Annotated in this window: 24 protein-coding genes; 11 read left to right on the top strand and 13 right to left on the bottom strand. The window is 62.2% G+C overall.

The window, feature by feature from the left end; genetic code table 11:
• Positions 1–381 precede the first annotated feature (381 nt).
• Positions 382–1,728 carry an NADP-specific glutamate dehydrogenase gene (gene gdhA / locus IU367_RS13930; RefSeq protein WP_274452200.1) on the top strand — a complete coding sequence of 449 codons (1,347 nt, stop codon included), beginning with the start codon at positions 382–384 and terminating at the stop codon, positions 1,726–1,728.
• Between the two features lie 207 nt (positions 1,729–1,935).
• Positions 1,936–3,525, top strand: coding sequence for an alpha/beta fold hydrolase (locus IU367_RS13935; protein ID WP_274452201.1), 1,590 nt, complete (start codon positions 1,936–1,938; stop codon positions 3,523–3,525).
• Between the two features lie 142 nt (positions 3,526–3,667).
• On the opposite strand, the gene IU367_RS13940 is transcribed toward IU367_RS13935, so the two are convergent.
• Positions 3,668–4,036, bottom strand: coding sequence for a VOC family protein (locus tag IU367_RS13940; protein WP_274452202.1), 369 nt, complete (start codon positions 4,034–4,036; stop codon positions 3,668–3,670).
• 153 nt (positions 4,037–4,189) lie between these two features.
• The gene (locus IU367_RS13945) at positions 4,190–4,654 is read right to left on the bottom strand and encodes a hypothetical protein (RefSeq protein WP_274452203.1); all 465 of its coding nucleotides are present in this window, start codon (positions 4,652–4,654) and stop codon (positions 4,190–4,192) included.
• Positions 4,655–4,935: 281 nt separating this feature from the next.
• On the opposite strand from IU367_RS13945, the gene IU367_RS13950 reads away from it, so the two are divergent.
• On the top strand, positions 4,936–5,613 hold the full coding sequence (locus IU367_RS13950) for an HNH endonuclease (protein WP_274452204.1): 678 nt from the start codon (positions 4,936–4,938) through the stop codon (positions 5,611–5,613).
• A gap of 57 nt (positions 5,614–5,670) precedes the next feature.
• Here IU367_RS13950 and IU367_RS13955 read toward each other — a convergent pair whose 3' ends face one another.
• From IU367_RS13955 to IU367_RS13970, 4 genes are all read right to left on the bottom strand, one after another.
• A complete protein-coding gene (locus IU367_RS13955; RefSeq protein WP_274452205.1) occupies positions 5,671–6,258 on the bottom strand; it encodes a histidine phosphatase family protein in 588 nt (195 codons plus the stop codon).
• A 141-nt stretch (positions 6,259–6,399) separates the two neighbouring features.
• Positions 6,400–7,053, bottom strand: coding sequence for a helix-turn-helix transcriptional regulator (locus IU367_RS13960; protein ID WP_043557263.1), 654 nt, complete (start codon positions 7,051–7,053; stop codon positions 6,400–6,402).
• 55 nt (positions 7,054–7,108) lie between these two features.
• Positions 7,109–8,398, bottom strand: a complete 1,290-nt coding sequence (locus IU367_RS13965; protein ID WP_098984453.1) for an L-cysteine desulfidase family protein — start codon at positions 8,396–8,398, stop codon at positions 7,109–7,111.
• Between the two features lie 22 nt (positions 8,399–8,420).
• Positions 8,421–8,804, bottom strand: a complete 384-nt coding sequence (locus tag IU367_RS13970; RefSeq protein ID WP_043135200.1) for a RidA family protein — start codon at positions 8,802–8,804, stop codon at positions 8,421–8,423.
• 248 nt (positions 8,805–9,052) lie between these two features.
• On the opposite strand from IU367_RS13970, the gene IU367_RS13975 reads away from it, so the two are divergent.
• The 3 genes from IU367_RS13975 (at position 9,053) to IU367_RS13985 (ending at position 13,119) form a co-directional block, all read left to right on the top strand.
• Positions 9,053–10,348 (top strand): SLC5/6 family protein, encoded by a 1,296-nt coding sequence (locus IU367_RS13975; protein ID WP_043557169.1) that lies wholly within the window; start codon positions 9,053–9,055, stop codon positions 10,346–10,348.
• A 211-nt stretch (positions 10,349–10,559) separates the two neighbouring features.
• Positions 10,560–12,566, top strand: a complete 2,007-nt coding sequence (locus IU367_RS13980; RefSeq protein ID WP_274452206.1) for a methyl-accepting chemotaxis protein — start codon at positions 10,560–10,562, stop codon at positions 12,564–12,566.
• Between the two features lie 262 nt (positions 12,567–12,828).
• Positions 12,829–13,119: a hypothetical protein gene (locus IU367_RS13985; protein WP_274452207.1), complete on the top strand. Its 291-nt coding sequence runs from the start codon at positions 12,829–12,831 to the stop codon at positions 13,117–13,119.
• A gap of 58 nt (positions 13,120–13,177) precedes the next feature.
• On the opposite strand, the gene IU367_RS13990 is transcribed toward IU367_RS13985, so the two are convergent.
• Both IU367_RS13990 and speA read right to left on the bottom strand, forming a co-directional pair.
• Entirely contained in the window at positions 13,178–13,366 is a 189-nt protein-coding gene (locus IU367_RS13990) for a hypothetical protein (RefSeq protein ID WP_043557171.1), read from the bottom strand.
• A 288-nt stretch (positions 13,367–13,654) separates the two neighbouring features.
• Positions 13,655–15,556 carry a biosynthetic arginine decarboxylase gene (speA, locus tag IU367_RS13995; protein ID WP_043135196.1) on the bottom strand — a complete coding sequence of 634 codons (1,902 nt, stop codon included), beginning with the start codon at positions 15,554–15,556 and terminating at the stop codon, positions 13,655–13,657.
• 27 nt (positions 15,557–15,583) lie between these two features.
• Here speA and IU367_RS14000 point away from each other — a divergent pair, with 27 nt between their 5' ends.
• From IU367_RS14000 to olsF, 3 genes are all read left to right on the top strand, one after another.
• Positions 15,584–16,039 (top strand): hypothetical protein, encoded by a 456-nt coding sequence (locus IU367_RS14000; protein WP_274452208.1) that lies wholly within the window; start codon positions 15,584–15,586, stop codon positions 16,037–16,039.
• A 595-nt stretch (positions 16,040–16,634) separates the two neighbouring features.
• The gene (pepT, locus tag IU367_RS14005) at positions 16,635–17,858 is read left to right on the top strand and encodes a peptidase T (protein ID WP_274452209.1); all 1,224 of its coding nucleotides are present in this window, start codon (positions 16,635–16,637) and stop codon (positions 17,856–17,858) included.
• 207 nt (positions 17,859–18,065) lie between these two features.
• The gene (gene olsF, locus IU367_RS14010; protein WP_274452210.1) at positions 18,066–19,790 is read left to right on the top strand and encodes a bifunctional ornithine lipid synthase OlsF; all 1,725 of its coding nucleotides are present in this window, start codon (positions 18,066–18,068) and stop codon (positions 19,788–19,790) included.
• Between the two features lie 62 nt (positions 19,791–19,852).
• On the opposite strand, the gene IU367_RS14015 is transcribed toward olsF, so the two are convergent.
• From IU367_RS14015 to IU367_RS14030, 4 genes are all read right to left on the bottom strand, one after another.
• Positions 19,853–20,164, bottom strand: coding sequence for an Rdx family protein (locus IU367_RS14015; RefSeq protein WP_274452211.1), 312 nt, complete (start codon positions 20,162–20,164; stop codon positions 19,853–19,855).
• Positions 20,165–20,252: 88 nt separating this feature from the next.
• Positions 20,253–21,374, bottom strand: coding sequence for an adenosylhomocysteinase (locus IU367_RS14020; RefSeq protein WP_098984458.1), 1,122 nt, complete (start codon positions 21,372–21,374; stop codon positions 20,253–20,255).
• Positions 21,375–21,560: 186 nt separating this feature from the next.
• Positions 21,561–22,298, bottom strand: coding sequence for a hypothetical protein (locus tag IU367_RS14025; protein ID WP_274452212.1), 738 nt, complete (start codon positions 22,296–22,298; stop codon positions 21,561–21,563).
• Positions 22,298–22,858 (bottom strand): YceI family protein, encoded by a 561-nt coding sequence (locus tag IU367_RS14030; protein WP_241324635.1) that lies wholly within the window; start codon positions 22,856–22,858, stop codon positions 22,298–22,300. The genes IU367_RS14025 and IU367_RS14030 overlap by 1 nt, the downstream gene beginning before the upstream one ends.
• A 110-nt stretch (positions 22,859–22,968) precedes the next feature.
• Between IU367_RS14030 and IU367_RS14035 the strand changes: the two genes are divergently transcribed.
• Positions 22,969–23,871 carry a LysR family transcriptional regulator gene (locus tag IU367_RS14035; protein WP_274452213.1) on the top strand — a complete coding sequence of 301 codons (903 nt, stop codon included), beginning with the start codon at positions 22,969–22,971 and terminating at the stop codon, positions 23,869–23,871.
• Positions 23,872–23,902: 31 nt separating this feature from the next.
• Here the strand turns inward: IU367_RS14035 and IU367_RS14040 are convergent, their stop codons facing one another.
• The gene (locus tag IU367_RS14040) at positions 23,903–24,319 is read right to left on the bottom strand and encodes a hypothetical protein (protein ID WP_274452214.1); all 417 of its coding nucleotides are present in this window, start codon (positions 24,317–24,319) and stop codon (positions 23,903–23,905) included.
• Positions 24,320–24,385: 66 nt separating this feature from the next.
• Here IU367_RS14040 and IU367_RS14045 point away from each other — a divergent pair, with 66 nt between their 5' ends.
• On the top strand, positions 24,386–26,116 hold the full coding sequence (locus IU367_RS14045; protein ID WP_274452215.1) for a formate--tetrahydrofolate ligase: 1,731 nt from the start codon (positions 24,386–24,388) through the stop codon (positions 26,114–26,116).
• Positions 26,117–26,156: the final 40 nt, after the last annotated feature.

Raw genomic sequence — 26,156 nt, forward strand, 5'->3', positions numbered from 1 at the left:
ACACGGCAAGGCCGGGATGCGGCCAAGAAAAAGATTAAAAAATGGCGACCAGGGCGAGGCATAAAGAGCCTCCCATTTTCACCCTGAAAACATTCACGCCATATGCAACCGGCTTGCCCATGCGCCCTGCGCCACCAATAACCGCTTGCTATTTATTAACTTAAAATGCATAAAAAGATTTTCGTTGTCGCGAATTATCTTGCTGCAGCCATCCCGGTTTTCTGTGACTTTCGGCGGCCAACACAATAATCGTTGGCAAACCAGACACAAAACCAAATCTTTGTCCGCATTCATCCCCAACACAAATCATAAATTTGGATGCACGGCATGCGCTTTTCTCTGGCAAGAGGCCAATTTCATCATTCATTACAGGAGTTACAGATGAGTCATTCCCTATCCCAGACGGATTTTCTGGCCCAGGTGGCCAGCCGCAACCCCCACCAGCCCGAGTTCATTCAGGCGGTGAGCGAGGTGGTCGCCTCCATCTGGCCCTATGTGGAACGCCACCCCCGCTATTTGCAGCACGGCCTGCTGGAGCGACTGGTGGAGCCGGAGCGGCTGATCCAGTTTCGGGTGAGCTGGGTCGACGACCAGGGCCGGGTACAGGTCAATCGCGGCTATCGCATCCAGCACAGCTCGGCCATAGGCCCCTTCAAGGGCGGCATGCGCTTTCATCCCTCGGTGGATCTCTCGGTACTGAAATTCCTCGCCTTCGAGCAGACCTTCAAGAACGCCCTCACCACCTTGCCCATGGGCGGCGGCAAGGGCGGCAGTGATTTTGATCCCAAGGGCAAGAGCGAGGGAGAGGTGATGCGCTTCTGCCAGGCGCTGATGTTGGAGCTCTATCGCCACCTGGGGGCCAACACAGACGTGCCGGCCGGCGATATCGGGGTGGGCGGGCGCGAGGTGAGTTACATGGCGGGCATGATGAAGAAGCTCACCAACAGCGCCGAGTGCGTCTTCACCGGCAAGGGACTCTCCTTTGGCGGCAGCCTCATTCGCCCCGAGGCCACCGGCTACGGCCTGCTCTATTTCGCCCAGGCCATGCTGGCCCATCGCGATCAGTCGCTGGCGGGCATGACGGTGTCGGTATCGGGCTCGGGCAACGTGGCCCAATACGCCATCGAGAAGGCGATGGCGCTCGGCGCCAGGGTGATCACCGCCTCCGACTCCGGTGGCACTGTCCATGATCCGGATGGCTTTACCCCCGACAAGCTGGCTCGCCTGATGGCACTCAAGAACGAGCAGCGCAAGCGGGTTGCCGATTATGCCCACGAGCTGGGGCTGGAGTTTTTGAGCGGCCGCACGCCCTGGCACCTGCCCACCCAGATTGCCCTGCCCTGCGCCACCCAGAACGAATTGGGGGAAGAGGACGCCGTCACCCTCATCGCGAACGGCGTGCAGCTGGTGGCCGAGGGGGCCAACATGCCGAGCAGCGCCGCCGCCATCCAGCTATTCCACGAGGCCCGGGTGCTATTTGCCCCGGGCAAGGCGGCCAATGCGGGGGGCGTGGCCACCTCGGGCCTCGAGATGAGCCAGAATGCCCAGCGCCTCTCCTGGAGCCGGGAAGAGGTGGATGCCCGCCTCAGGGAGATCATGACCAGCATACACGCCACCTGTGTCCGCTTCGGACAGGATGGCGAGGGCCATGTGAACTACGAGAGCGGCGCCAACATCGCCGGCTTCGTCAAGGTGGCCGATGCCATGCTGGCGCAGGGGGTCTGCTAGTTCAGCTCAACTGACCAGGCCCAACACACAGCGCGGCAGCCCAGGGGCTGCCGCGTTTTTCATGGCCTTGCCACCTGCCACCACCTGTACTTATCACCTTGTTTCCATTAGGCTTTAGACCATATTTCTGCATTCACATCGCAGCGTTCATTCCGGCAGCCCGCCCCAACCTGTGCCGGCCCCCTCTTCATTGCCAAGGACAGTTTCATGCTGGCTCGTACCCGTCGCCTCCTTCGCCTCTCTCTGCTGACCCTGTTGCTGGCGCTGCTGCTCGGCTGGGGGGTGATCGCCTACCTCGCCTGGCAGGCGGCGCCGCTGCAACTGTGGCACACCTTTGTGCCACCCGAACTCAGTGCCGAGGAGCTGGATAGCTGCGACTGGCAAGCCTATCTGACCCGCGAGCAGCAGTTGTTCAGTCTGGTGGAGCGGGAGGTGGTCGCCAAGACGCCGCCGGAGCAACAGCTGGCGGGCAATCGCTACTTTCAGGATGCCCCCATCAATCCCGCCCATTTTCGCGATAACTGGAACCGATCCTACCTGCTGCGCCCGGATGGCGAGGTGAAGGGGGTAGCCGTGTTCCTGCACGGCCTGACCGACTCCCCCTACAGCCTGCGTCACCTGGCCCAGCGCTATCGCGAGCAGGGCTTCATCGCCCTGGGCCTGCGCATACCCGGCCACGGCACAGTGCCCGCCGGGCTGGTCAAGATGGAGTGGGAAACCTGGCTGGCGGCCACCCGACTGGCGGTGCGCGAGGCCAGGGTGCTGGCCCCGGGCAAGTTGCCGCTGCATCTGGTGGGCTTTTCCAACGGTGGCGCACTGGCGGTGAAATACGCGCTGGATGCGCTGGAAGACAAGACAGGCACCTTGGCGAGGCCGGATCGGCTGGTGCTCATCTCCCCCATGATAGGGGTGACCCGCTTTGCCCGCTTCGCCGGCCTGAAGGCGGTGCCCGCCCTGCTGCCCGCCTTTGCCAACGCGGCCTGGCTCGGCATCATGCCGGAGTTCAATCCGTTCAAATACAACTCCTTCCCGGTCAACGGGGCACGCCAATCCTACCGGCTGACCCACGCCATCCAGCAGCAGGTGCGCCAGCTGGCAGCCAGTGGCGAGCTGGCGGCATTTCCCCCGGCCCTCACCTTCCAGTCGGTGATGGACTACACGGTCAGCACCCGCTCCATCATCGCCGATCTCTACCACTTCCTGCCGGCCAACGGCAGCGAGCTGGTGCTGTTCGACATCAATCGCGGCTCTGTCTTCGGCCCCCTGATGAACAGCGCCTCCGAGCTGGCCCTAAGTCACCTGCTGCCGAGCCAGCCCCAGCCCTATCGGCTGACGGTGGTGGGCAACGAGGCGACGTCCCGTCCACAGACCCAGGCCAGCACCCTGGCCGCAGGCGGCGGGCCGCAGCAGATCCTGCCCCTTGGCATCGACTATCCCAAGGAGATCTACTCCCTCTCCCACGTGGCCCTACCCTTCCCCATGGACGATCCCCTCTATGGCATGGCGCCACGCCCCGAGCAGATGAACCAGTACGGCATCAACCTGGGCGGCCTGGCCCTGCGCGGGGAGCGCGGGGTGCTGATCGTCAATCCTGGCTCCCTCACCCGCACCTCTTCCAACCCCTTCTACCCCTATCTGCAGGCGCGGGTGATGGAGACGCTGGCGGCGCCAACCCAGCCCCCGTCGGCGGCCATGGGGCAGCCGGCACAGGTCGGCAACGAGCGCAGCGATGCCGACTATCGGGCCGACATAGACGCGTTTTTGGATGAAGCGGATACGCCGGACTCTCCCTTTTAGGGCGGTCGGCAGGCAGTCAAGCGCGAGTCGTCAGCCGAGGGGCGTCATCCCCCCTCCAGAGGCAGCCGATTGCGATAGGGTCTGACGGGCCCAAGCCATGGCAGGGCCCGCAGCATTCGCCGGCAGGGATCAGACCGTCCCATCAGGGATAGCGGCTGATCTCGACCAGGTTCTGATCCGGATCCAGGCAGTAGACGGATTCGATGGGCCCGCAGGCGCCGCTCTTGGTGACGGGCCCCTCCACTATCTCGACCCCGTGGCAATGGAGCTGGGCTATGACCTGTTCCAGCGGCCAGCGAGTGATGAGGCAGAGATCCCCCGCCCCCACCTGCGCCCGGTTGCGCGGCTCCTGCCCCAGCAGTTGCAGATTGATCTTCTGGTTGCCAAAGCGCAGCGCCCGGCGCCCCTTGCCAAAGGTGATGGCCTCCATGTTGAGCACAGAGCTGTAAAACGCGACGGCCCGCTCTATGTCGCTCACCGTCAATACCAGATGGTCGATGTGGCTGATCATGTCCCCTCCTGGTTGCTGTGTGTCGATGCCGCAGGCCGTACAGACTGGCCCGCCAGCCCCCTCATCATATCCAATTGCACACATGGCAACTGTGCCGCAAGGCGCAAAGATGGCCTAGAACGGCTGATGGCTGAGTGAAAGAGGCCTTGGTGTTCACCGCTGCGCGCTACAAGCCTGTTCACGCTGAGCCCGCAGGGTTTCATCATCACTGTCCATGGCCGCCAGAATGGCCTGATTACAGGCGCGTTCAGCCTGCCGGGCAGGATCCTGTTTGCTCTCGCGAATATCGGCGATCATGGGGCGATAGTTGACTGACGCCGCGCAGTACATGGCGCGATACTGAGGTTGCTGCCAATTACTGTCCTGGCGAGACAACTCGTCACACAGCTTGCCAAACAGGGCTGCCGCCTTGACGGTGCACTGGCTGAAGCGTCGCGCATCCTGCTCGTAGCTGCGGCAGACGCTTTTGGGCTGAAGCTGCCAAAACTGGAAGACAAAGGGGATCTGCTCCCCCTCATACTCCACCACCAGCGACTTGGGCTCGGTGCCATAAATATCCGATACCTGTTGCTGCACCAGATTGAGATAGGCCGAAAAAAGATAAGAAACCGGATCCATCACCACCTCCCTGTGGTTGTTATGGCATGCTCCGCGATATGGCGATCCCTTCACCACATACATTCACCGCCTAAGACGAAAGAGCAAAAACTAGCCTACTGATTTATTTACAAAAATCCATTGATTGCGCGCACATTATAGTGAGATGCCGGCTGAATAATGGTGTCGTTTGGATTAAGATGCAGACCGATATAATGCAATCCGGATGAAACCAACCCTATCGTGTAAAACGGTGAAGGGTGGCGCCATCGGTATTGCGTCCTGAATGATAGGAGTCGGTCTTGAGCGGCAATTGGACGGAAGAAGAGTTAAGAGCGACGGTAGCGGCTTACATGGAGATGCGCTCGAAAGAGTTAAACGGTATCCCCTTCGTTAAAAAGCATCATTACGCCGAACTCGCCAATCAGTTCGGCCGCACCGAGAAGGCTTTCGAGTATCGAATGCAGAATATCTCCTACATCTGCTCCTTGATGGGCCTGGCCTGGATCTCAGGCTTAAAGCCTGCCAAAAACGTGGGCCCGCATAATGCGCCTATCATAGAGCGCTTAATCTGTGAACTCGACGGCCAGCCTTATACGGGGCGGGCCGAGTTTGAACACAGGGTCATCAGGTACAAGACCAAACCAGCGCTGCCCATGCCTGAGGGGATCCAGGAGCCGACCCAGAGCTACGCCACCACAACTAGTTATGTGAGGGATCCGCAGGTAAAAGCCTGGGTACTCATGATGGCGGCACAGAAGTGCGAAGGCTGCGGTAACCTGGCGCCCTTTATCACGGTCACCGGGGAACCCTTTCTGGAGGTGCATCATCTGCGAACCTTGGCGGAAGGGGGCTCGGATAGGGTCAGCAACACGGTAGCGCTCTGCCCCAATTGCCACCGCGAGCTGCACTATGGCGCCAATAAGGCGCAGAAACGTGAAGCCCTCTACCAACAGCTGCCCAGGCTGGTGCGAGAATAAAGCCCCTTCCAGCACTAAAAAAAACGGCTCGCCAGTGGCGAGCCGTTTTCGTCGGGGTCAGCAGGCGATCCGCTCGATGTGGCCGCCGCTGAGTTTGAAGAAGGCATCCTGCGGCAGCTCTTGTGACCAGGTGGTGGTGTAGTCGAGATCGGCATAGGCGCCGCGCAGCATGGCGCCGAACAGGCCGTGGGAGACCACGATGGCGCGCTCGGCAATGCGCTCATCCTGCAGCCAGCTCCGGGCCCGGCGTTGAATGCACTCAAAACTCTCGCCCTCGGGGGCTTGCAGATACCAGTCGGGCTGTTCCAGATCGAGATCTGGGTGGGCCGCCAGCAGCTCGGGCACCCGGCGACTCTCCCACTCCCCCATGTCCAGTTCCACCAGCCGCTCGTCCCAGACGATGCGCTCGCTATCGAACCCAAGCTGTTGGCACACCAGTTGCGCCGTCTGCCGCGCCCGACCGAGCGGACTGGCATAGAGAGTCCAGCGTGCGGCATCATCCAGCAGCTCGTGCAGGCGAGCGCCCATGGCGGTGGCTTGCGCCTCCCCCTTGGCGGTCAGATCCGAGTTGCAGCGCCCCTGCAGCCTCAGCTCGGCGTTATAGCGGGTCTGGCCGTGGCGCAGCAGGTAGAGGGTGCGAGGCATGGTTTCTCCAGCAAGTTGAGATAGACGAAAGGGCAGATGATAACAGATGAGCGGGGCGATGGAGACTCAGCTGGCAGCAAGGGGTAGGCAAACGGGTCAGGGCTGACCCGGTTCCTGCCACGGCGTTCAGGCTGGGCGGGCTCAGCCTTTCTTGATTTCCCGCAGATAGCGGTAGATGGAGTGCACCGAGATGTCGAGCTGGCGGGCGGCTATCTGGGCGCTGTCTTTGAGCTCGAAGATCCCCAGATCATGCAGTTGGTTGACCATGACCCGGGTCTTCTGGGATGGCGGCACGGCGTCGTTGCCACGCACCTCGGCACTGACGGTGTCTATGGTGCTGTTGAGGGCCTCGTCTATGTTGCGGGCGAACACTTCCGGCGTGCCGCTCGGCTCATGGTGCTGCATGCACTCGGGCATCATGGTGCGCAGCACGGATTGCAGCGGGGCGTCCATGTCGGTGTTGATGCAGAGCAGTCCTATGGCCTGCCCCTCGCCATTGCGAATGACGGTGGTGAGAGAGCGCAGCGTCTTGCCGGTGGCGCACTTGGTCATGTAGGGGCTGGAGATATCCTGCCCGCTCTTGAGCTTCATCATCGCCAGGTTGGTGATGGGGGCCCCGACACTGCGGCCCGTGATATGGCCGTTGGCAATCTTGATGATGGCAGGATTGCGCACATCCAGGCTGTGCAGCAGCACCTCTGTGTGCTGGCCATACATGGCGGCTATGCCATCCACTATGATCTCCATCGCCTTGAGGATCTCGAAGTCAGTCGGGGTCAACTCTTGCAGTTTCATGGGGGCCTTCATGGTAGTGCTGCTGCCCGTCACCGGCAGCAGCCAGGTCGCGTGATCAAGCAGACATGATGTCGATAATGGTGATGTCTGTGGCAGACATGCCGTCTTTTACCATCTGCCCGATATTTTTGATAGTTTGCTCGACATCGTGCGAGACGATCCCCTGCCCCGACACCGAATGGCTGTTGATGGCCATCAGGAAGCCGCGCACGGCCGCGCCGGAGGAGGTGCTCACCTTCATGGCGCAGGAGGCTTTCGCCCCGTCACACACCATGCCGGCGCTGTCGCTCAGCACGTTCTGGATGGCGTGACAGGATTGCGCCAGGCTGCCGCCCGCCAGATAGACCATGGCCATGGCGGCCGCCGCGCTGGTGACCGTATTGCCACAGAACGCCGACAAGGGCGGATAGTGGGACTTGATGTAGATGGCCCCCAGGTGGCTCATGATGAGGGCCCGCGCCAACTGCTCCTCGCTGGCGCCGTAACGCTCGGCGATCACCACCACGGGGATGGTGGCGGCTATGCCCTGGTTGCCGCTGCCGAAGTTGCTCATGGCCGGCAGGCTGGCGCCCCCCATGCGGGCGTCGGAGGCGGCGGCGGTACGCATCACTATGCGGTTCATCACATCTTCGCCGATGAAGCCGGCGCTGATGCTCTTTTGCATGGTGCGACCTATCTCCAGGCCATAGGGGTGATTCATCCCCTCGTCGGAGAGCTTGCCGTTGAGCTCGGAGGCCTGGAGGATGAAGCGGATCTGCTCAAATTCCACCTGGGTAGCGAACTCATGGATGGCGGCGATGCTGATGTCGACGCCGTCACAGATGGCGCCTGTGGCCCCACGCTGGCTCTGATCGGCGGTGAAGGTCACCTCGCCGTCGCGGCGCTGCTCGACGATGCGGGTATGGCCGCCGCACAGGGTCACGTCGGCGCTGTGCTCCTCCCCCTTCTCATCAGCGCCGAACACACTCACGCGGCAGTAGATAAACTCGGGCGCCTCGGTGCGGCTGACCTGGACACCACCGGCATCGATCAGGGTCTGGGCACGGGCAACCTGCGCCGGGGTGATGGCGGCCAGCACCTCCAGTCCGGCATCGGCCTTGCCGCCGATGGCACCGGCGGCCGCGGCTATGGCCAGCCCTATCTTGCCGGTGCCGGGCACATAGACCCCCATGGAGTTCTTGTAGAGATTATCCGACACCGCGACCTCAATGCGCCGGACTTCACAGCCCAGTTGCCGAGCGGCGACGGCGGCGGCATAAGCGGCGGCGATGGGCTCGGTACAGCCCAGCGCCGGTTTGACAACCTGTTGAATAATCTGCAGATACTGCTGCCATGCTTGCTTCATTGCGGGGACCTTTTTATCAGCATTAACGGGCGATGTGGGCAATCGCTTCGATTTCAACCTTGACGCCCATCGGCAGATCCTTCACTGCAAAGCAGCTGCGGGCCGGGCAATCTTGCTGGAAATAGTCTTTGTAGACGGCATTGAACTGGGCAAAATCGCCGATCTCCGCCAGATAACAGGTGGTCTTGAGCACCGTATCCAGGCTGCCACCGGCCGCTTCCAGCACGGATCTCAGGTTTTCCAGCGATTGGCGGGTCTGGGCTGCGATCCCCCCCTCCACCACGCCGCCCTGCTGCTTGCACACCGGCAGCTGGCCTGAGGTAAAGATGAGGTCGCCATAGGCGGTGCCATGGCTGTAGGGACCGATGGCATCGGGTGCTGCGGCTGATGTGATGATGGTTTTCATATGGCCTCCACTTACATTCAAATAATGTTGCACTTGTGCAATTTGTTTCATGCAACATTATTTGCTTTTAAAGCCATCCGTTCAACTATTTTATAAATTTAAAACCAGATTAGCGCGATAACGCCGCATTAACACAAACTGTGAGCGCCATTCCGATTTGAGCCGATGAGAGAAACCCGCCATTGTTTAGGGTTTTTTATTCAACTATATTTGCGCCAACAATCACTCACATAACAACAAGGTCAACCATGGACGCTCACAGCACGACACTCACCCGGCCCGCCATGGGCACGCTGGAATGGAAAGAAGCAGTTCGTTTTGACAGCACCGACTGGGGCTGGATCATCATGAGCATCGGCATGGCCATAGGCGCGGGGATCGTCTTTTTGCCGGTGCAGGTGGGGTTGATGGGCTTGTGGGTCTTCCTGCTGTCGGCGGTGATCGGCTACCCGGCCATGTACATGTTCCAGCGCCTCTTCATCAATACCCTGGCCACCTCGCCCGAGTGCAAGGATTACCCCAGCGTCATCACCGGCTACCTCGGCAAGAACTGGGGCATGCTGCTCGGCGCCCTCTACTTCGTGATGCTGGTGATCTGGGTGTTCGTCTACTCCACCGCCATCACCAATGACAGCGCCTCCTTCCTGCAAAGCTTCGGGGTCACCCAACAGCTGCTCTCCGAGAACCCCTTCTACGGCCTGGTGCTGATCTGCGGTCTGGTGGCGCTGGCGTCGCGCGGCGAGAACCTGCTGTTCAAGATCTCCACCTTCATGGTGCTGACCAAGATAAGCGTGGTGGCCGTGCTCGGCCTCATGATGGTCGACAAGTGGGATGCGGCCAACATCACCGCCATGCCGGCGGCCGGTGACTGGATGAAGGACGCCATCATAATGCTGCCCTTCACCCTCACCTCCATCCTCTTCATCCAGAGCCTGAGCCCCATGGTGATCTCCTACCGCTCGCGGGAGAAGTCGCTGGAAGTGGCCCGCTTCAAGGCGATGCGCGCCATGAACATCGCCTTCGGCATCCTGTTCGTGGTGGTCTTCTTCTACGCCGTCTCCTTCACCCTGGCCATGGGCCACGAGCAGGCGGTCAAGGCCTCCGAAGAGAACATCTCGGCGCTGGCCATGGTGGCGCAAGGCATGCCGGGCCAGACCCTCAAGCTCTTGAGCCTGACCCTCAACATCTTCGCCGTGATGACTGCCTACTTCGGCGTCTACCTGGGCTTTCGTGAGGCCTGCCAGGGACTGGCGATGAACCTGCTGCGCCGGATGATGCCGGAAGATCGCATCAACAAGGGGCTGGTGGGTCGCGGCATCATGCTGTTCACCGTGCTGCTCTCCTGGGGCGCCATCGTGCTCAACGCCCCCGTGCTGAGCTTCACCTCCATCTGCAGCCCCATCTTCGGCATGGTAGGGTGCCTCATCCCGGCCTATCTGGTCTATCAGGTGCCGGCGCTGCACAAGTACAAGGGCGCCTCCCTCTACGTCATCATAATCACCGGCCTGCTGCTGTGCGTCTCGCCCTTCCTGGCGTTCAACTGACCCACCGCCAACCGGGCCGCGCGGCCCGATGTTCAACCAATAACGGGCCACCCTCTGGGTGGCCCGTTTGTCTGACTCAGACAGCCCCGCCCTGCCCCGAAAAAGCCAAGGGGATCACAACTTGCACCCCAGTCTCACCGGACCTCGCCGGCTAAGGGTAATATCCAGCCATCGCGGTGCACACCCGCCACTTCGGGTATCGAGGCTTCACATGAAATGGATTTTCACTCCGGCCATCCGGCTGGGCAATCAGCTCTCCTTCAAATACAAGTTCCTGCTCTGGTCCTGCCTGATGCTGTTGCCGCTGGCCTACAGCATGACCAACCTGCTGGGGCGATTGCAGGATGACAACAACCTGGCCCGCAGGGAGCTGGCGGGCGTGGTCAAGCTGGCCCCTGTCCCCGCCATCGAGCAGGCGCTGCTGACCCATCGCAATCTGGTCACCCGCCACGCCTATGAGCAGGCCCCGGCCACCGAGGAGGAGGTCAAGGCGGCGGCCCGGGCCGTGGAGGCCAGCCTTGCCGCCTTCGTCGACACCAAACAGAGCAACCCCGCCTTCGATGCCCTGGCGCAAGGCTGGTCAAGCCTGCAAAGCGAGGCGCTCGGGCTGGAGGTGGAGCAGAGCAACCTGCGCCACGACAAACTGCTGACCGAGGTGCGCCACCTCTACAAGAGCACCACGGCCGCCAGCAGCCTGATCCAGGATCCTGCGCTCGGCACCTACTACATGGTGATCCTGGCCAGCGAGCGGCTGCCCCAATTGCGCGATCTGCTGGCCCAGGTGCGGGATCGGGCCGCCACCATAGCCGACTTCGGCCTGTTTCAGGCAGAGGGCTACAGCGGCCTGCGCTTTCGCCTCGATCTCATCAGCGCCACCCTGCAGGAGCTGGAGGCCGACCTGACCCTGCTCTACCAGATAGCTCCCGCCTACCGCACCGAGCTGGGCCAGCAGACCGACTCCCTGTTGCAGCAGCTGCGCCAGGGAGTCGATACCCTGGAAAACAAGATGATGAAGGATCAGCTGGTACAGCTCTCGACCAAAGAGGTGCTGGCGCTGGGGGATGGCATGGACACCGCCATCACGGCACTGGCTGGCCAGGTGCGCCAGCGGCTGGAGGCGGATCTGCACCAGCGGCTGGCCGCCAACCAGCGCCACTTCTGGTGGGTGACGGCGCCGCTGACCGCCATACTGCTGCTCTATCTCTATCTGATGATCGGCGCCTACCTCTCCCTGCGCGGCACAGTAGGCCGGGTGCGGGAGATAGCCGCCAGGGTCAATGCCCAGGATCTCAGCCAGCAGATCGAGATCGTCGGCCAGGATGAGCTGGCTGACATCAGCCGGGATTACAACGTGACGCTGCAGACGCTGCGCACCCTGATGCTGCGGGTGCGGGAAAACGGCGTTACCGTGGTGGAGAGTGCCACCGACATAGAGGCGCGCACCTGCCGCTCCCAGGAGGTGATTTCCGATCAGCAAGGGGAGACCCACCAGGTTGCCACCGCCATCAAGGAGCTGGCGGCCACCTCCCACGACATGGCGGGCAACGCCCTGCAGGCCGCCCGCATGACCCAGGAGGCGCAAACCGTGGTCGGCCAGGGCGAGGCCGTGGTCGAGCGCACCATAGCGGCCATCGACCACATCAACCGCGAGGTGCTGCGCACCGCCGACGCCATCGGCCAGCTGGAGCAAAGGTGCAGCCAGATAGGCGGCGTCATCAGCGTGATCCGCGGCATCGCCGAGCAGACCAACCTGCTGGCCCTCAACGCCGCCATCGAGGCGGCGCGGGCCGGCGAGCAGGGACGCGGCTTCGCGGTGGTGGCCGACGAGGTGCGCTCCCTTGCCAACCGCACCCAGGGGGCGACCGTCGAGATCCAGCAGATGATAGAACAGTTGCAGTCCGGCGCTCGCGCCTCGGTCACGGCCATGTCGTCGGCCAGCCATGAGGCGCAGGAGGGGGTCGGTCTGGCTCGGGAGGCGAAACAGGCCTTTGGCGCCATCACAGAGAAGGTGGATCGCATGGTCGATACCAACTCCGTCATCGCCAGCGCCATCGAGCAGCAGGGGGCCGTGGTCAACGAGATAGAACGCAACGTGGTGCGCATCTCGGATGGCAGCGACGAGGCGCTGCAGGTGGCCAACGCCGCCCGCGATGCCGCCCGCCAGATCCACCAGCTCACAGAGCAGATGCGTACCATGGTGCAGAGCTTCGTGCTCTGACGCCGGTTGATGGCTCGTTCGACAACCCTGCCACCAGCCTCGTGATGAGGCTGGTTTTTTTGTTTGCCCTGCCAGGCAGAGCCCATTGTTTTGTCTGGCGAAAAAAGTATCGGCCACCCATTGTGCGATGCGGTGGAAGCAGGGTAATCTCCAGCCACAACAAGATTCGAACGTTACCTTTTTTGTCTGCAAGAGGCGCGGGGATCAGTTCGACAAGATGAAGGTCACATCATTTATCACCCGTTCAGGCGAGGAATCGCAGATGGCCAGATACCAGTTTTTTACCGTCCCGGCATCCAACCGGCAGCAGTACACCTTTGTCGACATGGCCTCCCCCACCTTTCTGATTGAGAAAGAGGCGCTGCTGGCGCAGGGGTTCGAGGTGGAAGAGGATTTTATCGATGCGCACAGCCGGGAAGAGGCGGTGGAGAAGTACAGATCCAACTTCCTCTACGTGGCCGATGAGGTTGGCAAGTCAGACGGCAGCTACGCCGCGGCGAGCGCCCTGATGGAGATGGGCAAGCAGCTGTTTGAGCGCAAGACGAACGGCTGACGGGAAAGAAACAGAAGGTGGCCATCGCGGCGCATTGCCCGATGGCCATCAGACAGGCTCAGAAGCGGGCCAGTTGCTGGAGCATGGCGATCAGCTCCTCCTCGCTGCTGGGCTCACAGGCCAGCTCCAGTCTCGGTGCCGCGCCCCCCATCAGCATGTAAACTTGCGTGCTGCAGTGGTCATAGTGATACCACTTACCGTCGATACAGACGTCGGTATAGCATCTCGGGTCCCTTTCAAGTTCCATATTCACATCCTTTTGTTACATACCACCAACATCACTCCTGACCGTAAAATAACCCGCCCACGGCAGGCTTGATGCAGATCAAGAGAAGAGGCGGACTGAGGCCGATATCTGCCGGATCCGGGCCTTGAGCCCCCTACTGCAAACATCCACTACTCAAATGACGATGGCCGCCCCGCCTCCCGCGCGCCGCAAGAGGATGGCGATGCCATCAACAAAAACGGCGCCCGAAGGCGCCGTTTTTCATTCCCGTCTTTTTGTTTCCACCGACGGGGCGAACAAGCCGGAGGCTTATTCGTCTTCCAGGTAGGCGTAGCCTTGCAGACCCAGCTCCAGCTCGTCGAGCAGGGCCTTGCGGGTCGCGTCGTCCAGCGCCGGGTGGGAGACGATGCGCTGATAGTTCTCGCGAATGACGGAGGGGTCTATGTTGACGTAACGCAGCAGCTGATCGACGGTATCGCCGCGCACCACGTTGCGAATGTCCATCTTGCCTTCGTCATCGAGCCACACTTCCGCGCAGTGGGTGTCACCGAACAGGTTGTGCAGATCCCCCAGGATCTCCTGATAGGCACCGACCAGGAAGAAGCCGACGTGGCACACTTCGTTCTCGGCGTACTCCGGCATCGGCAGCGTGCTCTCGACACCCAGACCGTCGACGTAGTGCTCCACCTGACCGTCCGAGTCGCAGGTGATATCCATCAGGATGCCGCGGCGGCTGAGCGGACGCTCGAGACCGGTCAGCGGCATCACGGGGAACACCTGGCCTATACCCCAGGCATCCGGCAGGGACTGGAACAGGGAGAAGTTGGCAAAGCACTTGTCGGCCAGTTTCTCGGAGAGCTCGTCAGCCAGCGCGCGGTGGTTGCGGTTGACCGGGTTGAGCAGCTCTTTGAGCGCCAGGCAGGTGTTCTGGTGCAGCATCTCGGCCCAGGCGCGTTGCTCCAGGTTGAGCAGACCCATGGTGTACTGGGTGTTCACGTCGCCCAGATCCGCCACCGAGTCGTGGAAGATCTCCAGCAGGGAGGGATCTTCGCTGCGCAGGTCCAGCCAGCCTTTCCACATGTTCTGCAAAATGGTGGGGGCGTCGTCATCCGGTGCGCTGATGTCGCTCATCTCCACCCCTTCGGCACCAATCAGATTGGTGACCAGCACGGCGTGGTGGGCGGTCAGGGCACGGCCGGACTCGCTGATGATGGTCGGGTGCGGCAGGTCGAACTCGCGGCACACATCGCCTATGCCCCACACCACGTTGTTGGCGTACTCGGACAGGCTGTAGTTGGCAGAGCAGTGACTCTGGGAGCGGGTGCCCTCATAGTCCACACCCAGACCACCACCCACGTCGACCACGTCGATGGGCACGCCCAAGCGACGCAACTCGGAATAGAAGCGGCCGCACTCGCGGATACCGCCCTGGATGTCACGGATGTTGGCGATCTGGGAGCCCAGATGGAAGTGCAGCAGTTGCAGGCAATCCAGCTTGCCGACGCTGCGCAGGCGCTCGACCAGCGCCAGGATCTGGGAGGCGGAGAGGCCGAATTTGGACATGGAGCCGCCGCTCGACTCCCACATGCCGGAGCCGGTGGAGGCAAGCTTGGCACGCACCCCTATGTTGGGCTTGATGTTGAGGCGAGCTGACTCGTCCAGCACCATTTCCAGCTCGGAGGGTTTTTCCACCACTATATAGACCTTGTGGCCCATCAGGTTGCCCAGGAGGGCGTGGCGGATATATTCGCGGTCTTTGTAACCGTTGCAGACGATCACCGAGCCTTGCTCATGGTGATGGGACAGCACGGCCAGCAGTTCCGGTTTGGAACCAGCTTCCAGGCCAAGCCGGGGCTTGTCGCTGTAGGACTGGCTGATGGTCTCGATGACACGACGCTGCTGGTTTACCTTGATCGGGTAAACGCACAGGTAGTCCCCTTCATAGCCTGACTTCTCGATGGCCTGGCCAAAGGCGTTGAACAGCGCATCGACCCGGCTCTTGAGGATGTCGGGGAAGCGCAGCAACACTGGGGTGGTCAGCCCGGACTGACGCAACTGTTCGATGGCATCAGAGATGACGATGTGTGCGTCAGGGCGTGACTTGTCGGGAGCGACGGTCACATGACCGGCGTCATTGATGTTGAAAAAACCCGCACCCCAGTAGGGAACGTTGTAGACCTTCAAGGAGTCCTTGCTGGACCAGTTAGTCATGGGCTATGCCTCGCAAATGAGCGGCCAGTGGCCGCCTTCGTTACCCTCAATCACATCCAGACCATCGAGTACAAAGCGTGGCGAGCCAAAGCTGCCTGCTGGCGTCTGGAAAGTCATCTGTCTGAGCCCGCGGCGCAGGGCCGCCTGACCTCGACCGTGACTCTCTGTCACATCCAGACCATCTCTTTGCACATCGCGGCAAGCCTGTGGCTGCCTGGTGGATTTTGGGAAGTAACGAGTCTTGATGTGGGGCTGGTGGCTTTACATCAAGCTCAACGGTATGCGGTGCTGAGCAAACAGCGCCGCGGTACTTTGATGACAGACGACATCAGCCACGCCGTCAGTTCATCATTCGGCCGCATCACGACGACAAGGGAGGTTTCAAAGAAGAAAGCGAAGGCGCCAGCACGCAAGCGTGTTGATGGACGACCACGACCACAGCCCAACTCAACACCAGTGACCGCCCATGACAAGGGAAGATGATGAGCCATTGGCTCACTCGGTCAGATGGATAATGAGTGTCCGTTGTTCTCCCTGATACCGGAGCCTAACCGGTATTAAAGAAACCATACCCCAGCAGTGTCTGTCGTTTCTGCGTGCCTCGCCCTATAGGCGTATGATCTTTCAGGTTTCTGGCGGCCTCTGCCTGCTTCAGGGTTACCCTTGGATCGGCGCGGAGTGTACACACTTACCGCCAGCGGTGACAATAAAAAATAGTGTTCAAAAACTGCTTTTAATAAGGCGATCAAATCTTGCTGCCGATGAGGCTGGCACTGGGATGCCGAGGCTAGCCCGCAGGCCATTCTTGCCCCTGAAAATAGCGCGGGATTGGCCCCCTCGGGCAGAGCCCTTGTGGCACCACGCCGCACACCGGATGAGGCTTAATTACAACACGCTTAAAAATGCCGATTTCTCGTTATTTTATTCTACGTGGAATATCAGTAGCCACCGCTTGCTCTACCTTACACGCTTCACGCCACATCTTCGCCAAAAAATGTGACAAAAACTGCGCTGACGCAATAAGCGCCCCGGCAAGATTGGCCACAATGGCCCTTCACCACAGGTTTGAGGCTTGCCAATGGATACCCTGCTTGAGCGTTTTCTGCGTTACGTGACTTTTCATACCCGCTCCGATGCGACCAATCCCGTCTGTCCCAGCAGCGAGGGGCAGCTGATCTTCGCCCGCGCCCTGCAAGGTGAGATGCAGCAGATGGGGCTGACCCAGGTCACCCTGGACGAGCACGGCTACCTCACCGCCTGCCTGCCGGGCAACCAGCCGGATGCGCCGGCCATCGGCTTGATTGCCCACATGGACACCGCCGACTACGAGGCCGAGCAGGTGGTGCCCCAGATCATCGAGAACTATCAGGGAGGGGACATCTGCCTGGGCAAAGGGGACGAGGTGCTGGCCATTCGCCAGTATCGCTGCCTGAAAAACTACCTGGGCCAGGATCTCATCACCACGGATGGCACCACCCTGCTGGGCGCCGACGACAAGGCGGGCATCGCCGAGATCCTCAGCGCCATCGCTCACCTGCAGGCCCACCCCGAGATCCCCCGTGGCGACGTCTGGGTCGGCCTCACCCCGGATGAGGAGATAGGCCGCGGCGCCGATCTGTTCCCGCTGGACCGCTTCCCGGCCAAATGGGCTTATACCGTCGATGGCGGTGAACTGGGCGAGCTGGAGTATGAAAACTTCAACGCCGCCAGCGCCACTGTACGGTTTGTCGGCAACAACGTGCACCCGGGCACCGCCAAGGGCAGCATGATCAACAGCCAGACCCTGGCCGCCCGCTTCCACGCCGCCATGCCCCCCGAGCAGACCCCGGAGGCGACCGACGGCTACGAGGGCTTCTTCCATCTGGCCCAGATGAGCGGCACTGTGGAGGAGAGTACCCTGCATTACATCATCCGCGACTTCGATGATGACAGCTTCGCCGCCCGCAAGGCCCAGCTCAAGGAGCGGGTCGCCTCTTCGCAGCTGGATGCCCCCAAGGCACGCATCGAGCTCACCCTGACCGACAGCTATCGCAACATGCGCAGCCAGATAGAGCCGCACATGCACATCATCGAGCTGGCCAGGGCCGCCATGCTGGCCGCCGACGTGGTGCCCAAGATCAAGCCCATTCGCGGTGGTACCGATGGCGCCCGCCTCTCCTTCATGGGCCTCCCCTGCCCCAACATTTTCACCGGTGGTCACAACTTCCACGGCAAGCACGAGTTCATCCCGCTGCAATCCATGGAGAAAGCGGTCGCCACCCTGGTCGAGCTGGTGCGGCTGACATCGGCCTGGCGCAGTTAATCGGATAACCAGCGCTACCACGACCACAAAGAGGGGAGCCGGTTAACCGGCTCCCCTCTTTGCTAGCAAGCAGTCATCCCGCTGCCAGCAAGGGAGGGAACAGAACACGGCCATTCCCTGCCCCTGCCATCAAACCGTCATCCCGCTGCCACATGGCGGGAACAGAAACCGCACATGCTGGGGCAAAGGTTCACCGGAGCTTTGCCCATGTTCAGCGTCGATACCCTGCTACGACAATACCTGCCCCACCTCCCGGACAAGACGCCGCTGCGCCCCCTGCTCGGCCGGGGCCTGCGCTGGCTGCTGCACGAAGAGGCCTTCCAGCACTTTGCCGGCCGCTACCCCCATCTGCGCGGACTCGACTTTGTCGAACAGGCGCTGCAGCAGCTCGATTTTGACTACCGGGTGAGCGAGACACAGCTGGAGCACATACCGACCTCGGGCCGGGTCATTATCGTCGCCAATCACCCCATAGGCTCGCTGGACGGGCTGGCGCTGCTGCGCCTGCTAGGTCGTATCCGGCCGGACGTCAAGATAGTGGCCAACCAGCTGCTGGCCCAGCTGGCGCCGCTGCGCCCCTTGCTGCTGCCGGTGGACAACCTGGGGGGCAAAACCGACCGACGCGCCATCCTGGCGATGGGGGAACACCTGGCGAGCGAAGGGGCCCTGGTTATCTTCCCCGCCGGCGAAGTGTCGCGTCTCGGCCCCAGGGGGGTGAAGGATGGTCCCTGGCAGGGGGGCTTCATCAAACTGGCCCAGCGTACCCGCACCCCGCTGGTACCCATCCACCTGGGCGGGCGCAACGGTCTGGGTTTCTATCTCGCCGCCTGGCTCAACAACGCCTGGGCGGGTCTCTTGCTGGTCAAGCAGCTGTTTCGCCAGCAGGGCGGGCGCATTGCGGTCACCATAGGGGCGCGCATTCCGCCGGCCAGCCTGGCCGGACTCCCTGCCAAGACGGCAGCGCAACTGGTGCGCAGTCACCTCTACCGGATCGGCAAGGGCAAGCGGGGCAAACTCGCGACCGAGGCCCCCATAGCCCTGCCGGAGGAGCGCCGTCAGCTCAAGCAGGCCATCGAGGCTTGCGAGGCCCTCGGCCACACCCCGGACGGCCAGGGGATCTACCTCTACCGGCGCCATGAGCTGAGCCATTCGGTGATCCTGCGCGAGCTGGGACGGCTGAGGGAAATAGCCTTTCGCGCCGTGGGGGAAGGCTCGGGCAAGCGGCGGGATCTCGACGCCTTCGACGATGACTACCACCACCTGATCCTGTGGGATCCGGCCCGGCTCGAGATCATAGGCGCCTACCGCTTCGCCCCCGTGGCCGAGCTGATGGCAAGCAAGGGACTGGCCGGCCTCTACAGCCACACCCTGTTCGGTTTCGAGGAGAAGCTGCTGCCGCGGCTGGAGCTCGCCATCGAGCTGGGCCGCAGCTTCATCCAGCCCGCCTACTGGGGCAAGCGGGGGCTGGATTACCTCTGGTTCGGCATAGGTGCCTACCTGGCCCGCTATCCCCACTACCGCTACCTGTTCGGCCCTGTGTCGCTGTCCGGCAGCCTGCCGCCGGCGGCCAAGGATCTGCTGGTGAGTTTCTACCGCCAGCACTTTGCCCCCGAGCTGGCCCTAGCTCCGTCGCGCCGCCCCTACCCAGCCACAGCGCCGCTGTTTGCGGGGCAGGATTACGCCGCCGATCTGCGGGAGCTCAAGGCCCGGCTCGACAATCTGGGCTGCGCCATCCCCACCCTCTACAAGCAGTATTCCGAGCTGTGCGAGCCGGGCGGCGTGCAGTTCATGGATTTCGGCATAGACCCCGACTTCAATCACTGCATCGACGGTCTGGTGTGGGTGGACACAAGCCGCCTCAAACCCCACAAGCGGGCCCGCTATATCGGCCTCCCCGCCGAAGATAAGCCGAGCACAGCTGCCGACCGTTGACCGGACGCCACAACGAGAGAGGGAGGCCTATGCCTCCCTCTCTTTGTCATTGGTGCTGTGGCCTACTCGGCGGCCGACTTGCGATCGGCATGGCCCAGGTCGCGCTCGGGGGCGATGACATCGCGCACCCGCTGCTTGATCTCTTTCGCCTCGGGGAAGCCCTCGTCGGCCACCCTGTCCCACACCAGCACGCCATTGACCAGGATGCGAAATTCCCCCTTGCTGGCGGGTACCAGCGCCACCTCGCCAAGATCGCTGTCAAAGGTGGAAAGCAGCTCCTGCGCCAGCCAGGCGGCGCGCAGCATCCAGCGACAGAGGGTGCAGTAGCGGATCTCGATGCGGGGCTTGCTGATGGGGGTTAACGACTCTGTCATTGGGTGACTCCATAAAAATCGGCCAGCGGGAAATGGGGATAATGATGGCCCGCCATGCCGGCTGCAATAGCAAAAAGCAGCGCCTGGCTCACTGGCTGACCCCATGGAAATCGGTCAACCAGTGGCGGGCTATGGTGCGCATGGTGGACTGCGGCAGATCGAACAGGCCGGGGGCCAGGGGTTGCTGCGCCAGCTGACGCACCCCCTCGATGATCTCCGCCAGCACCAGATAGACGTATTCGCCGATGACGGCGCCGTGAACGAAATTGACCGCCTCCCCCCGGTTGAGCAGGAAGATGGTGCTGCCGTCGGGCCGGGTCAGCGCCAGCACATGGGGGCACACCTCCTCGCTCGGCCAGGGCAGCTGGGAGAGACAAAAGGCAAACTCGTCGTCGGCCGAGGTGACCGAGGCCAGCATGGCGCCGGGGCGCAACTGCTGCAGGTCGGCCAGATCCAGCGCACCGTTGCCGGTGGAGCAGATCACCAGCTCGGCCCGACTCAGTGCTTCGGCCTTGCCCACCAGCTTGAAGCCGTGGGAGAGCGCCTCCACCTGGCGCAGCACGTCTGTCTCCACCAGCTCCAGGTGCAGGTTGCGGCACCTGAGCTCGCGGGCGATGCTGCGCCCCACCTTGCCATAGCCGAACAGGGCGGCCTGACAGACGTTGAAGGTACGGTTGAGGGTGCGGGCCAGGGACTCGGCGGAGTAGACCACGCTCAGGCCAATCTGGATATCCTCGGCCTGCTTGAGGGGGCTGCGCGCCACCGAGATGACAGGGGTGGCCAGCACCTCCTGCTCGTAGCGCTGATGGCCGTTTTCGGTCATCTCCACTACCCCGAGGAAGCGGGGGCCGAAATACTCACTCAGGGTCGCCTGGGTCTTGGCAAAGTAGCCGCCTATGTCCAGAATGATCAACCGTTCATGGGGGGCCACCAGGGGGGCTATGTGCTCTATCACCCCCTGCGGCGTGTTGGTCCACTGGCGGTTGAGCGGCAGCACCGGGTAGTGCTGCTGGGCCCAGGTCAGGGTCGGTCCGTGCACTGACTTGGGTTTGGGCAGGATGGCGCCGATCCGCCCGATTTGATCGAGAGCCTGGATAAACTGGGGGCGATCGGGAAGCAGATGGGTAACCAGCAGGATGCAGAGACCGTCGAGGCGTCCCTGCTCGGTGAAATGGCGAAAAAACAGATGCTCAGATCCTTGACTGCGCAACTGTGGCCTCCTTAGCGCGCCGCAAACAAGCAGGCAAACAGAACCCGGCATGACCGGGTTCTGTGTGTGTCCAGATAATTGAAAATCCTTTTTATCTGAATCCACAAGGGGGCTCAATCTTTATCTGTGCAGACTATGACGAAGTCGTCAACTTTAGGGTTAATTGCCTGTTTTTTATGCTAAAAATCAGTACAAAGAGGCCTCGGGCCATACCTTCCACAGACTCAATCCGGTGCCGACTCCCGCCAGCAGGATCAGCACAACCCAACGCTGGATCCAGGGCTTGTTGCGCAAGACCCACTCCAGCAGCGGCAACAGCCAGACCGGCAGCAAGACCGCAAGCGGCACTTCCACGTATTGCCAGGCGAGCATCTGCATGAAGGCCAGTGCCAACCCGAGCGCGGCAGGCGCCGCCTTGACGCCGGCAAAGGCGCCAAGCAGGGCACGGAAACCGGCAAAGGCAGCCAGGGCCCCCGCCAGCTGGGCAATCAGCAGGCTGCCGTCTATGCCGATCACCAGCGCCAGCCAGATGAAGCCGAGCGCAAAGCCGAGCCCCTCGTGGCTGTCACCGCGCAAATCAGCCCAGCCAACCCAGACGATGGCAGGCAGCAGCGCCAGCCAGATGCGAGGCTCACTGCTCAGCACAGAGGCGAGCCCCTGCCACCACACCAGGGCGGCGAGCGCCGCGAACAGCAAGAGCGCGGCCCGCTTGTCGGCCAGTTGCGCCGCCATCGCCGGCACCAGCAGGGTCAGCGGCAGCCACTGCCACGCCTTGACCGGCAGCCCATAGGCACCACCCAGCAGGCAGCCCACCAGCCAGAGCGCCAGGGCGCCCCATAGATACCCCAGTCGTGACCAGCGCCATGACAGCAAAGCGGCCCCCAAAGGAGCCGCCAGGGTTTGTAGCAGGAGTGCTGCGCCCATTACTTGCGCACGCCTTCGACGAACAGGTTGATGCTCATCTCGTCCGGAATGCCGGGCAACATGTAGCTCACGCCAAAGTCACTGCGCTTGATGGTGGTGGAGGCGTTGAAGCCGCTGCGATAGCCGCCCCAAGGATCCTTGCCTTCACCGATGTGAACCAGCTCGAATGCCACCGGCTTGCTGATGCCATGCAGGGTCAGGGTGCCTTTCAACACGCCCTTCTCCTTGGTGCCTTCATAGCCGGAGCTGACGAAGGTCATCTTGGGGTACTGTTTCACATCCAGAAAATCGGGGCTGCGCAGGTGTTTGTCGCGCGGCTCGTGGTTGGAGTCCACACTGGCGGCGTCGATTTCGAAGCTTGCCTTGGCCGCTGCCGGGTTGGCATCGTCCATGCTGAAGGTGCCGCTGAAGGTGTTGAAACGACCGACCAGCTCGGAGAAGCCGAGGTGCCCCACCTTGAACTGGACAGTGGTGTGAGCCGCATCGACATCGTAATCGGCCGCCATCAGGGGGGCCGCCATAAACAGGCAGGAGGCCAGCAGGGCCTTGGTCATTTTCATCCGTTCGTTCCTTCATATTGGGGGTTCACAACAACAACCAAGATGCTAACCTCCATATCGGAATAGATAATCAGCGATTTATTAAAATAATTATCAACTGAGAGTGAAAGATGGACCAGATAGCCGCCATGCGCACCTTCATCAAGGTGGTGGAGTGTCAGAGTTTTACCAAGGCCGCCAACCAGCTCGGCATCTCGGTCGCCATGACCTCCAAGCTGATGCAGCAGCTGGAGGAGTCCCTCTCCACCCGCTTGCTGTCGCGCACCACCCGTCAGGTCAACCCCACAGAGGCCGGCCAGTTCTACTACCAGCGCTCCCAGGCCCTGCTGGCGGAGCTCGAAGAGACCCACAGCCAGCTCACCCGCAACAACCAGCAGCCCCAGGGCACCCTCAAGCTGTCGGTGCCGATGGACTTTGGCTACCTGCACCTCTCCCCCGCCCTGCCGCTGTTCCGTGAACGCTTCCCGGATCTGAAGCTGGAGATAGAGTACAGCGACCGGCGGGTGGCCCTGGTGGAAGAGGGGTTCGATCTGGCGCTGCGCATCGGCAACCTGCCGGACTCCTCCCTGGTGGCCAAGCCGCTGGCCATGATGAGGCTGGAGGTGTGTGCCAGCCCTGCTTACCTGGCCCGCAAGGGCGCCCCCAAGACCCCGGAGGATCTCAAGCAGCACGACTGCCTCATCTACACCCTGACCCAGCCGGACTGGGTGTTCAAGCGGGATGGGGAGCAGCTGAGCGTGCGCCCGCAGGGGCCGCTGCGGGCCAACAACGGCGTGGCCCTGACCCGGGCCGCCTGCGATCATCAGGGCATCATATTGCAGCCCACCTTCATCGTCGGCGATGCGCTGCGCTCGGGGGAGCTGGTGTCATTGCTGCCGGAGTGGGAGAAGGGGCAGGTGGGACTCTATGCCCTCTATCCGCACCGCCGTTTCGTCTCGGCCAAGGTGCGCTGTTTCATCGAATTCGTGCAGGAACGCTATCTCGCCCCCCACTACTGGGATCGCAAGGCTTAAAATCCTTGTCGCGACCGAGGTGACTGGATGCCTATGAAGCGGCGGTTTCGGCGGGCAGCGGCAGCTCGGCCACCAGCAGTTGATCGGTCTGCACCAGTTGCCAGCGCGGCAGGCGGCGGCGCAAGGTGGCGAGCTGCTCCTCGCTCAAGGCATAGGGCAGAGCGATGTGCAGGCAGTGGCAATCGAGCATGCCGGCCAGCTGCAACATCAGGATGAGATTGGCCTCATCCGTCTTGTGCTTGTTGATGCGTTTGCCGAGCTCCTGGCGAAAGTGGGTCTCGGGATCCTGGGTCATCGCCTGCCAGCCATAACCGAACAGCGGCATGAAGGCGCTGACGATGCCAAGGGCGGTGAGCGGCCGCTTGGGCGGGTGGTAGAGGGCGTTGAGATCCAGCAGTATGGGCGTTAGATGCAGCTCACGACTGCCGGATAAAATGTTATTACTCATTGGATAACCCTGTTGATTCCACTAGACTGCGCCGCATATTTGACCTGACATGCCAACGAGGTGCTGATGCTAAGCGATATCGAGATCTCCCGCCAGTCCCCCCGCCTTCCCATCCATGCGCTGGCCGAGCGTTTGTGCATCCCGGCTCGGCTGCTCAGCCCTCACGGTCACTACAAGGGCAAACTCAGCCTGGATCTGCTCAGGCAACCCGCTGGCAAGGCAGGCAAGCTGGTGCTGGTGAGTGCCATCACACCGACGCCCCTCGGCGAGGGCAAGACGGTCACCACTCTGGGTCTCTCCATGGGGCTCAACCACATAGGCCAGCCCAGCATGGCCACCATACGCCAGCCGAGCCTGGGCCCGGTATTCGGGGTCAAGGGGGGCGCGGCCGGTGGCGGCCACGCCCAGGTGGTGCCGATGGAGGAGATGAACCTGCACCTGACCGGGGATTTTCACGCCCTCACCGCCGCCCACAACCTGGCGGCCGCCGCGCTGGATGCCCGCCTGTTCCACGAGACCCGGCTCGGCGCCGAGTTCACCGCCAGGACGGGGCTGGTACGGCTCGATATCGACCCCGCCAACATCCTCTGGCCGCGGACCCTCGACATGAACGATCGCGCCCTGCGCCACCTCACGATTGGGCAGGGGAGCGCCGCCGATGGCGTTGAACGCCAGGATCGCTTCGTCATCACCGCCGCCTCCGAGCTGATGGCCATTCTGGCGCTGGCCAGCGATCTGAAAGACTTGCGCGAGCGCATCGGCCGCATCCAGCTGGCCCTCGATAGCCAGGGCAACCCCATCACAGCCGAGCAGCTGGAAGTCGCCGGCGCCATGACTGTGCTGCTCAAAGACGCGCTGCAGCCGACCCTGATGCAGACCACGGAGCAGACCCCGGTACTGGTGCACGCGGGCCCGTTTGCCAACATAGCCCACGGCAACTCCTCGGTGATCGCCGATCGCATGGCGCTGCAACTGACCGACTATGTGGTGACAGAGGCGGGCTTTGGTTCTGACATGGGGCTGGAGAAGTTCTTCAACATCAAGCACCGCCAGTCCGGCATAGCGCCGGCCTGCATGGTACTGGTGGCCACGGTGCGCGGCCTCAAGGCCAACAGCGGCCTGCTCGATATCCGTCCCGGTCAGCCGCTGCCCGAGAGCCTGCTGGGGGAAGACTTGCCCACCCTCGAGAAAGGCTGTGCCAACCTCGCCTGGCATATCAACAATGCCCGCCGTTATGGCGTGCCCGTGGTGGTGGCGGTCAACCGTTTCCCCACCGACAGTCAGGCCGAGCTGGATCTGCTGATGCGCGAGGCGCGCCAAGCCGGCGCCTGCGGAACGGCCATCTCCAGCGCCTTCACTCAAGGGGGCGCGGGTGCCAGCGAGCTGGCCCGTGCCGTGGTCGCCGCCTGCGAGATGCCAAGCCAGATCCAGCTGCTCTATCCCGATGAGATGAGCCTGTGTGCCAAGCTCGCCACCCTGGTGGAGTGCGGTTATGGCGGGCGCGGTGTGCGGCTCTCTGACAAGGCACGCCACCAGCTGGCGGCGCTCTCGGCCGCAGGCTGGGATCACCTGCCCATCTGCGTGGCCAAGACGCCGCTCTCCATCAGCCATGACCCTGCCCTCAAGGGAGTGCCGACCGATTTCGAGGTGCCCATCGACGAGGTGAAGCTGTGCGCCGGTGCCGGCTTCGTCTATGCCCTGGCGGGCCCCATCATGACAATGCCTGGGCTCGGCAGCCTGCCGGCCTATCGTCATATCGACATCGATGATGATGGCGAGATCGTCGGACTGAGCTGATGGTGAGTGGCAGCTGCAGGCCAAGCCACCGCCTCGACAG

Origin of the sequence: Aeromonas bestiarum, assembly GCF_028751155.1 — a bacterium.
Lineage (GTDB): Bacteria > Pseudomonadota > Gammaproteobacteria > Enterobacterales > Aeromonadaceae > Aeromonas > Aeromonas bestiarum.

Excerpts from the sequence above, each read along its gene's own strand:
- gdhA (WP_274452200.1), top strand. The coding sequence starts at position 382 with ATGAGTCATTCCCTATCCCAGACGGATTTTCTGGCCCAGGTGGCCAGC.
- IU367_RS13935 (WP_274452201.1), top strand. The coding sequence starts at position 1,936 with ATGCTGGCTCGTACCCGTCGCCTCCTTCGCCTCTCTCTGCTGACCCTG.
- IU367_RS13940 (WP_274452202.1), bottom strand. The coding sequence starts at position 4,036 with ATGATCAGCCACATCGACCATCTGGTATTGACGGTGAGCGACATAGAG.
- IU367_RS13945 (WP_274452203.1), bottom strand. The coding sequence starts at position 4,654 with ATGGATCCGGTTTCTTATCTTTTTTCGGCCTATCTCAATCTGGTGCAG.
- IU367_RS13955 (WP_274452205.1), bottom strand. The coding sequence starts at position 6,258 with ATGCCTCGCACCCTCTACCTGCTGCGCCACGGCCAGACCCGCTATAAC.
- IU367_RS13960 (WP_043557263.1), bottom strand. The coding sequence starts at position 7,053 with ATGAAACTGCAAGAGTTGACCCCGACTGACTTCGAGATCCTCAAGGCG.
- IU367_RS13965 (WP_098984453.1), bottom strand. The coding sequence starts at position 8,398 with ATGAAGCAAGCATGGCAGCAGTATCTGCAGATTATTCAACAGGTTGTC.
- IU367_RS13970 (WP_043135200.1), bottom strand. The coding sequence starts at position 8,804 with ATGAAAACCATCATCACATCAGCCGCAGCACCCGATGCCATCGGTCCC.
- IU367_RS13975 (WP_043557169.1), top strand. The coding sequence starts at position 9,053 with ATGGACGCTCACAGCACGACACTCACCCGGCCCGCCATGGGCACGCTG.
- IU367_RS13980 (WP_274452206.1), top strand. The coding sequence starts at position 10,560 with ATGAAATGGATTTTCACTCCGGCCATCCGGCTGGGCAATCAGCTCTCC.
- IU367_RS13985 (WP_274452207.1), top strand. The coding sequence starts at position 12,829 with ATGGCCAGATACCAGTTTTTTACCGTCCCGGCATCCAACCGGCAGCAG.
- IU367_RS13990 (WP_043557171.1), bottom strand. The coding sequence starts at position 13,366 with ATGGAACTTGAAAGGGACCCGAGATGCTATACCGACGTCTGTATCGAC.
- speA (WP_043135196.1), bottom strand. The coding sequence starts at position 15,556 with ATGACTAACTGGTCCAGCAAGGACTCCTTGAAGGTCTACAACGTTCCC.
- pepT (WP_274452209.1), top strand. The coding sequence starts at position 16,635 with ATGGATACCCTGCTTGAGCGTTTTCTGCGTTACGTGACTTTTCATACC.
- olsF (WP_274452210.1), top strand. The coding sequence starts at position 18,066 with ATGTTCAGCGTCGATACCCTGCTACGACAATACCTGCCCCACCTCCCG.
- IU367_RS14015 (WP_274452211.1), bottom strand. The coding sequence starts at position 20,164 with ATGACAGAGTCGTTAACCCCCATCAGCAAGCCCCGCATCGAGATCCGC.
- IU367_RS14025 (WP_274452212.1), bottom strand. The coding sequence starts at position 22,298 with ATGGGCGCAGCACTCCTGCTACAAACCCTGGCGGCTCCTTTGGGGGCC.
- IU367_RS14030 (WP_241324635.1), bottom strand. The coding sequence starts at position 22,858 with ATGAAAATGACCAAGGCCCTGCTGGCCTCCTGCCTGTTTATGGCGGCC.
- IU367_RS14035 (WP_274452213.1), top strand. The coding sequence starts at position 22,969 with ATGGACCAGATAGCCGCCATGCGCACCTTCATCAAGGTGGTGGAGTGT.
- IU367_RS14040 (WP_274452214.1), bottom strand. The coding sequence starts at position 24,319 with ATGAGTAATAACATTTTATCCGGCAGTCGTGAGCTGCATCTAACGCCC.
- IU367_RS14045 (WP_274452215.1), top strand. The coding sequence starts at position 24,386 with ATGCTAAGCGATATCGAGATCTCCCGCCAGTCCCCCCGCCTTCCCATC.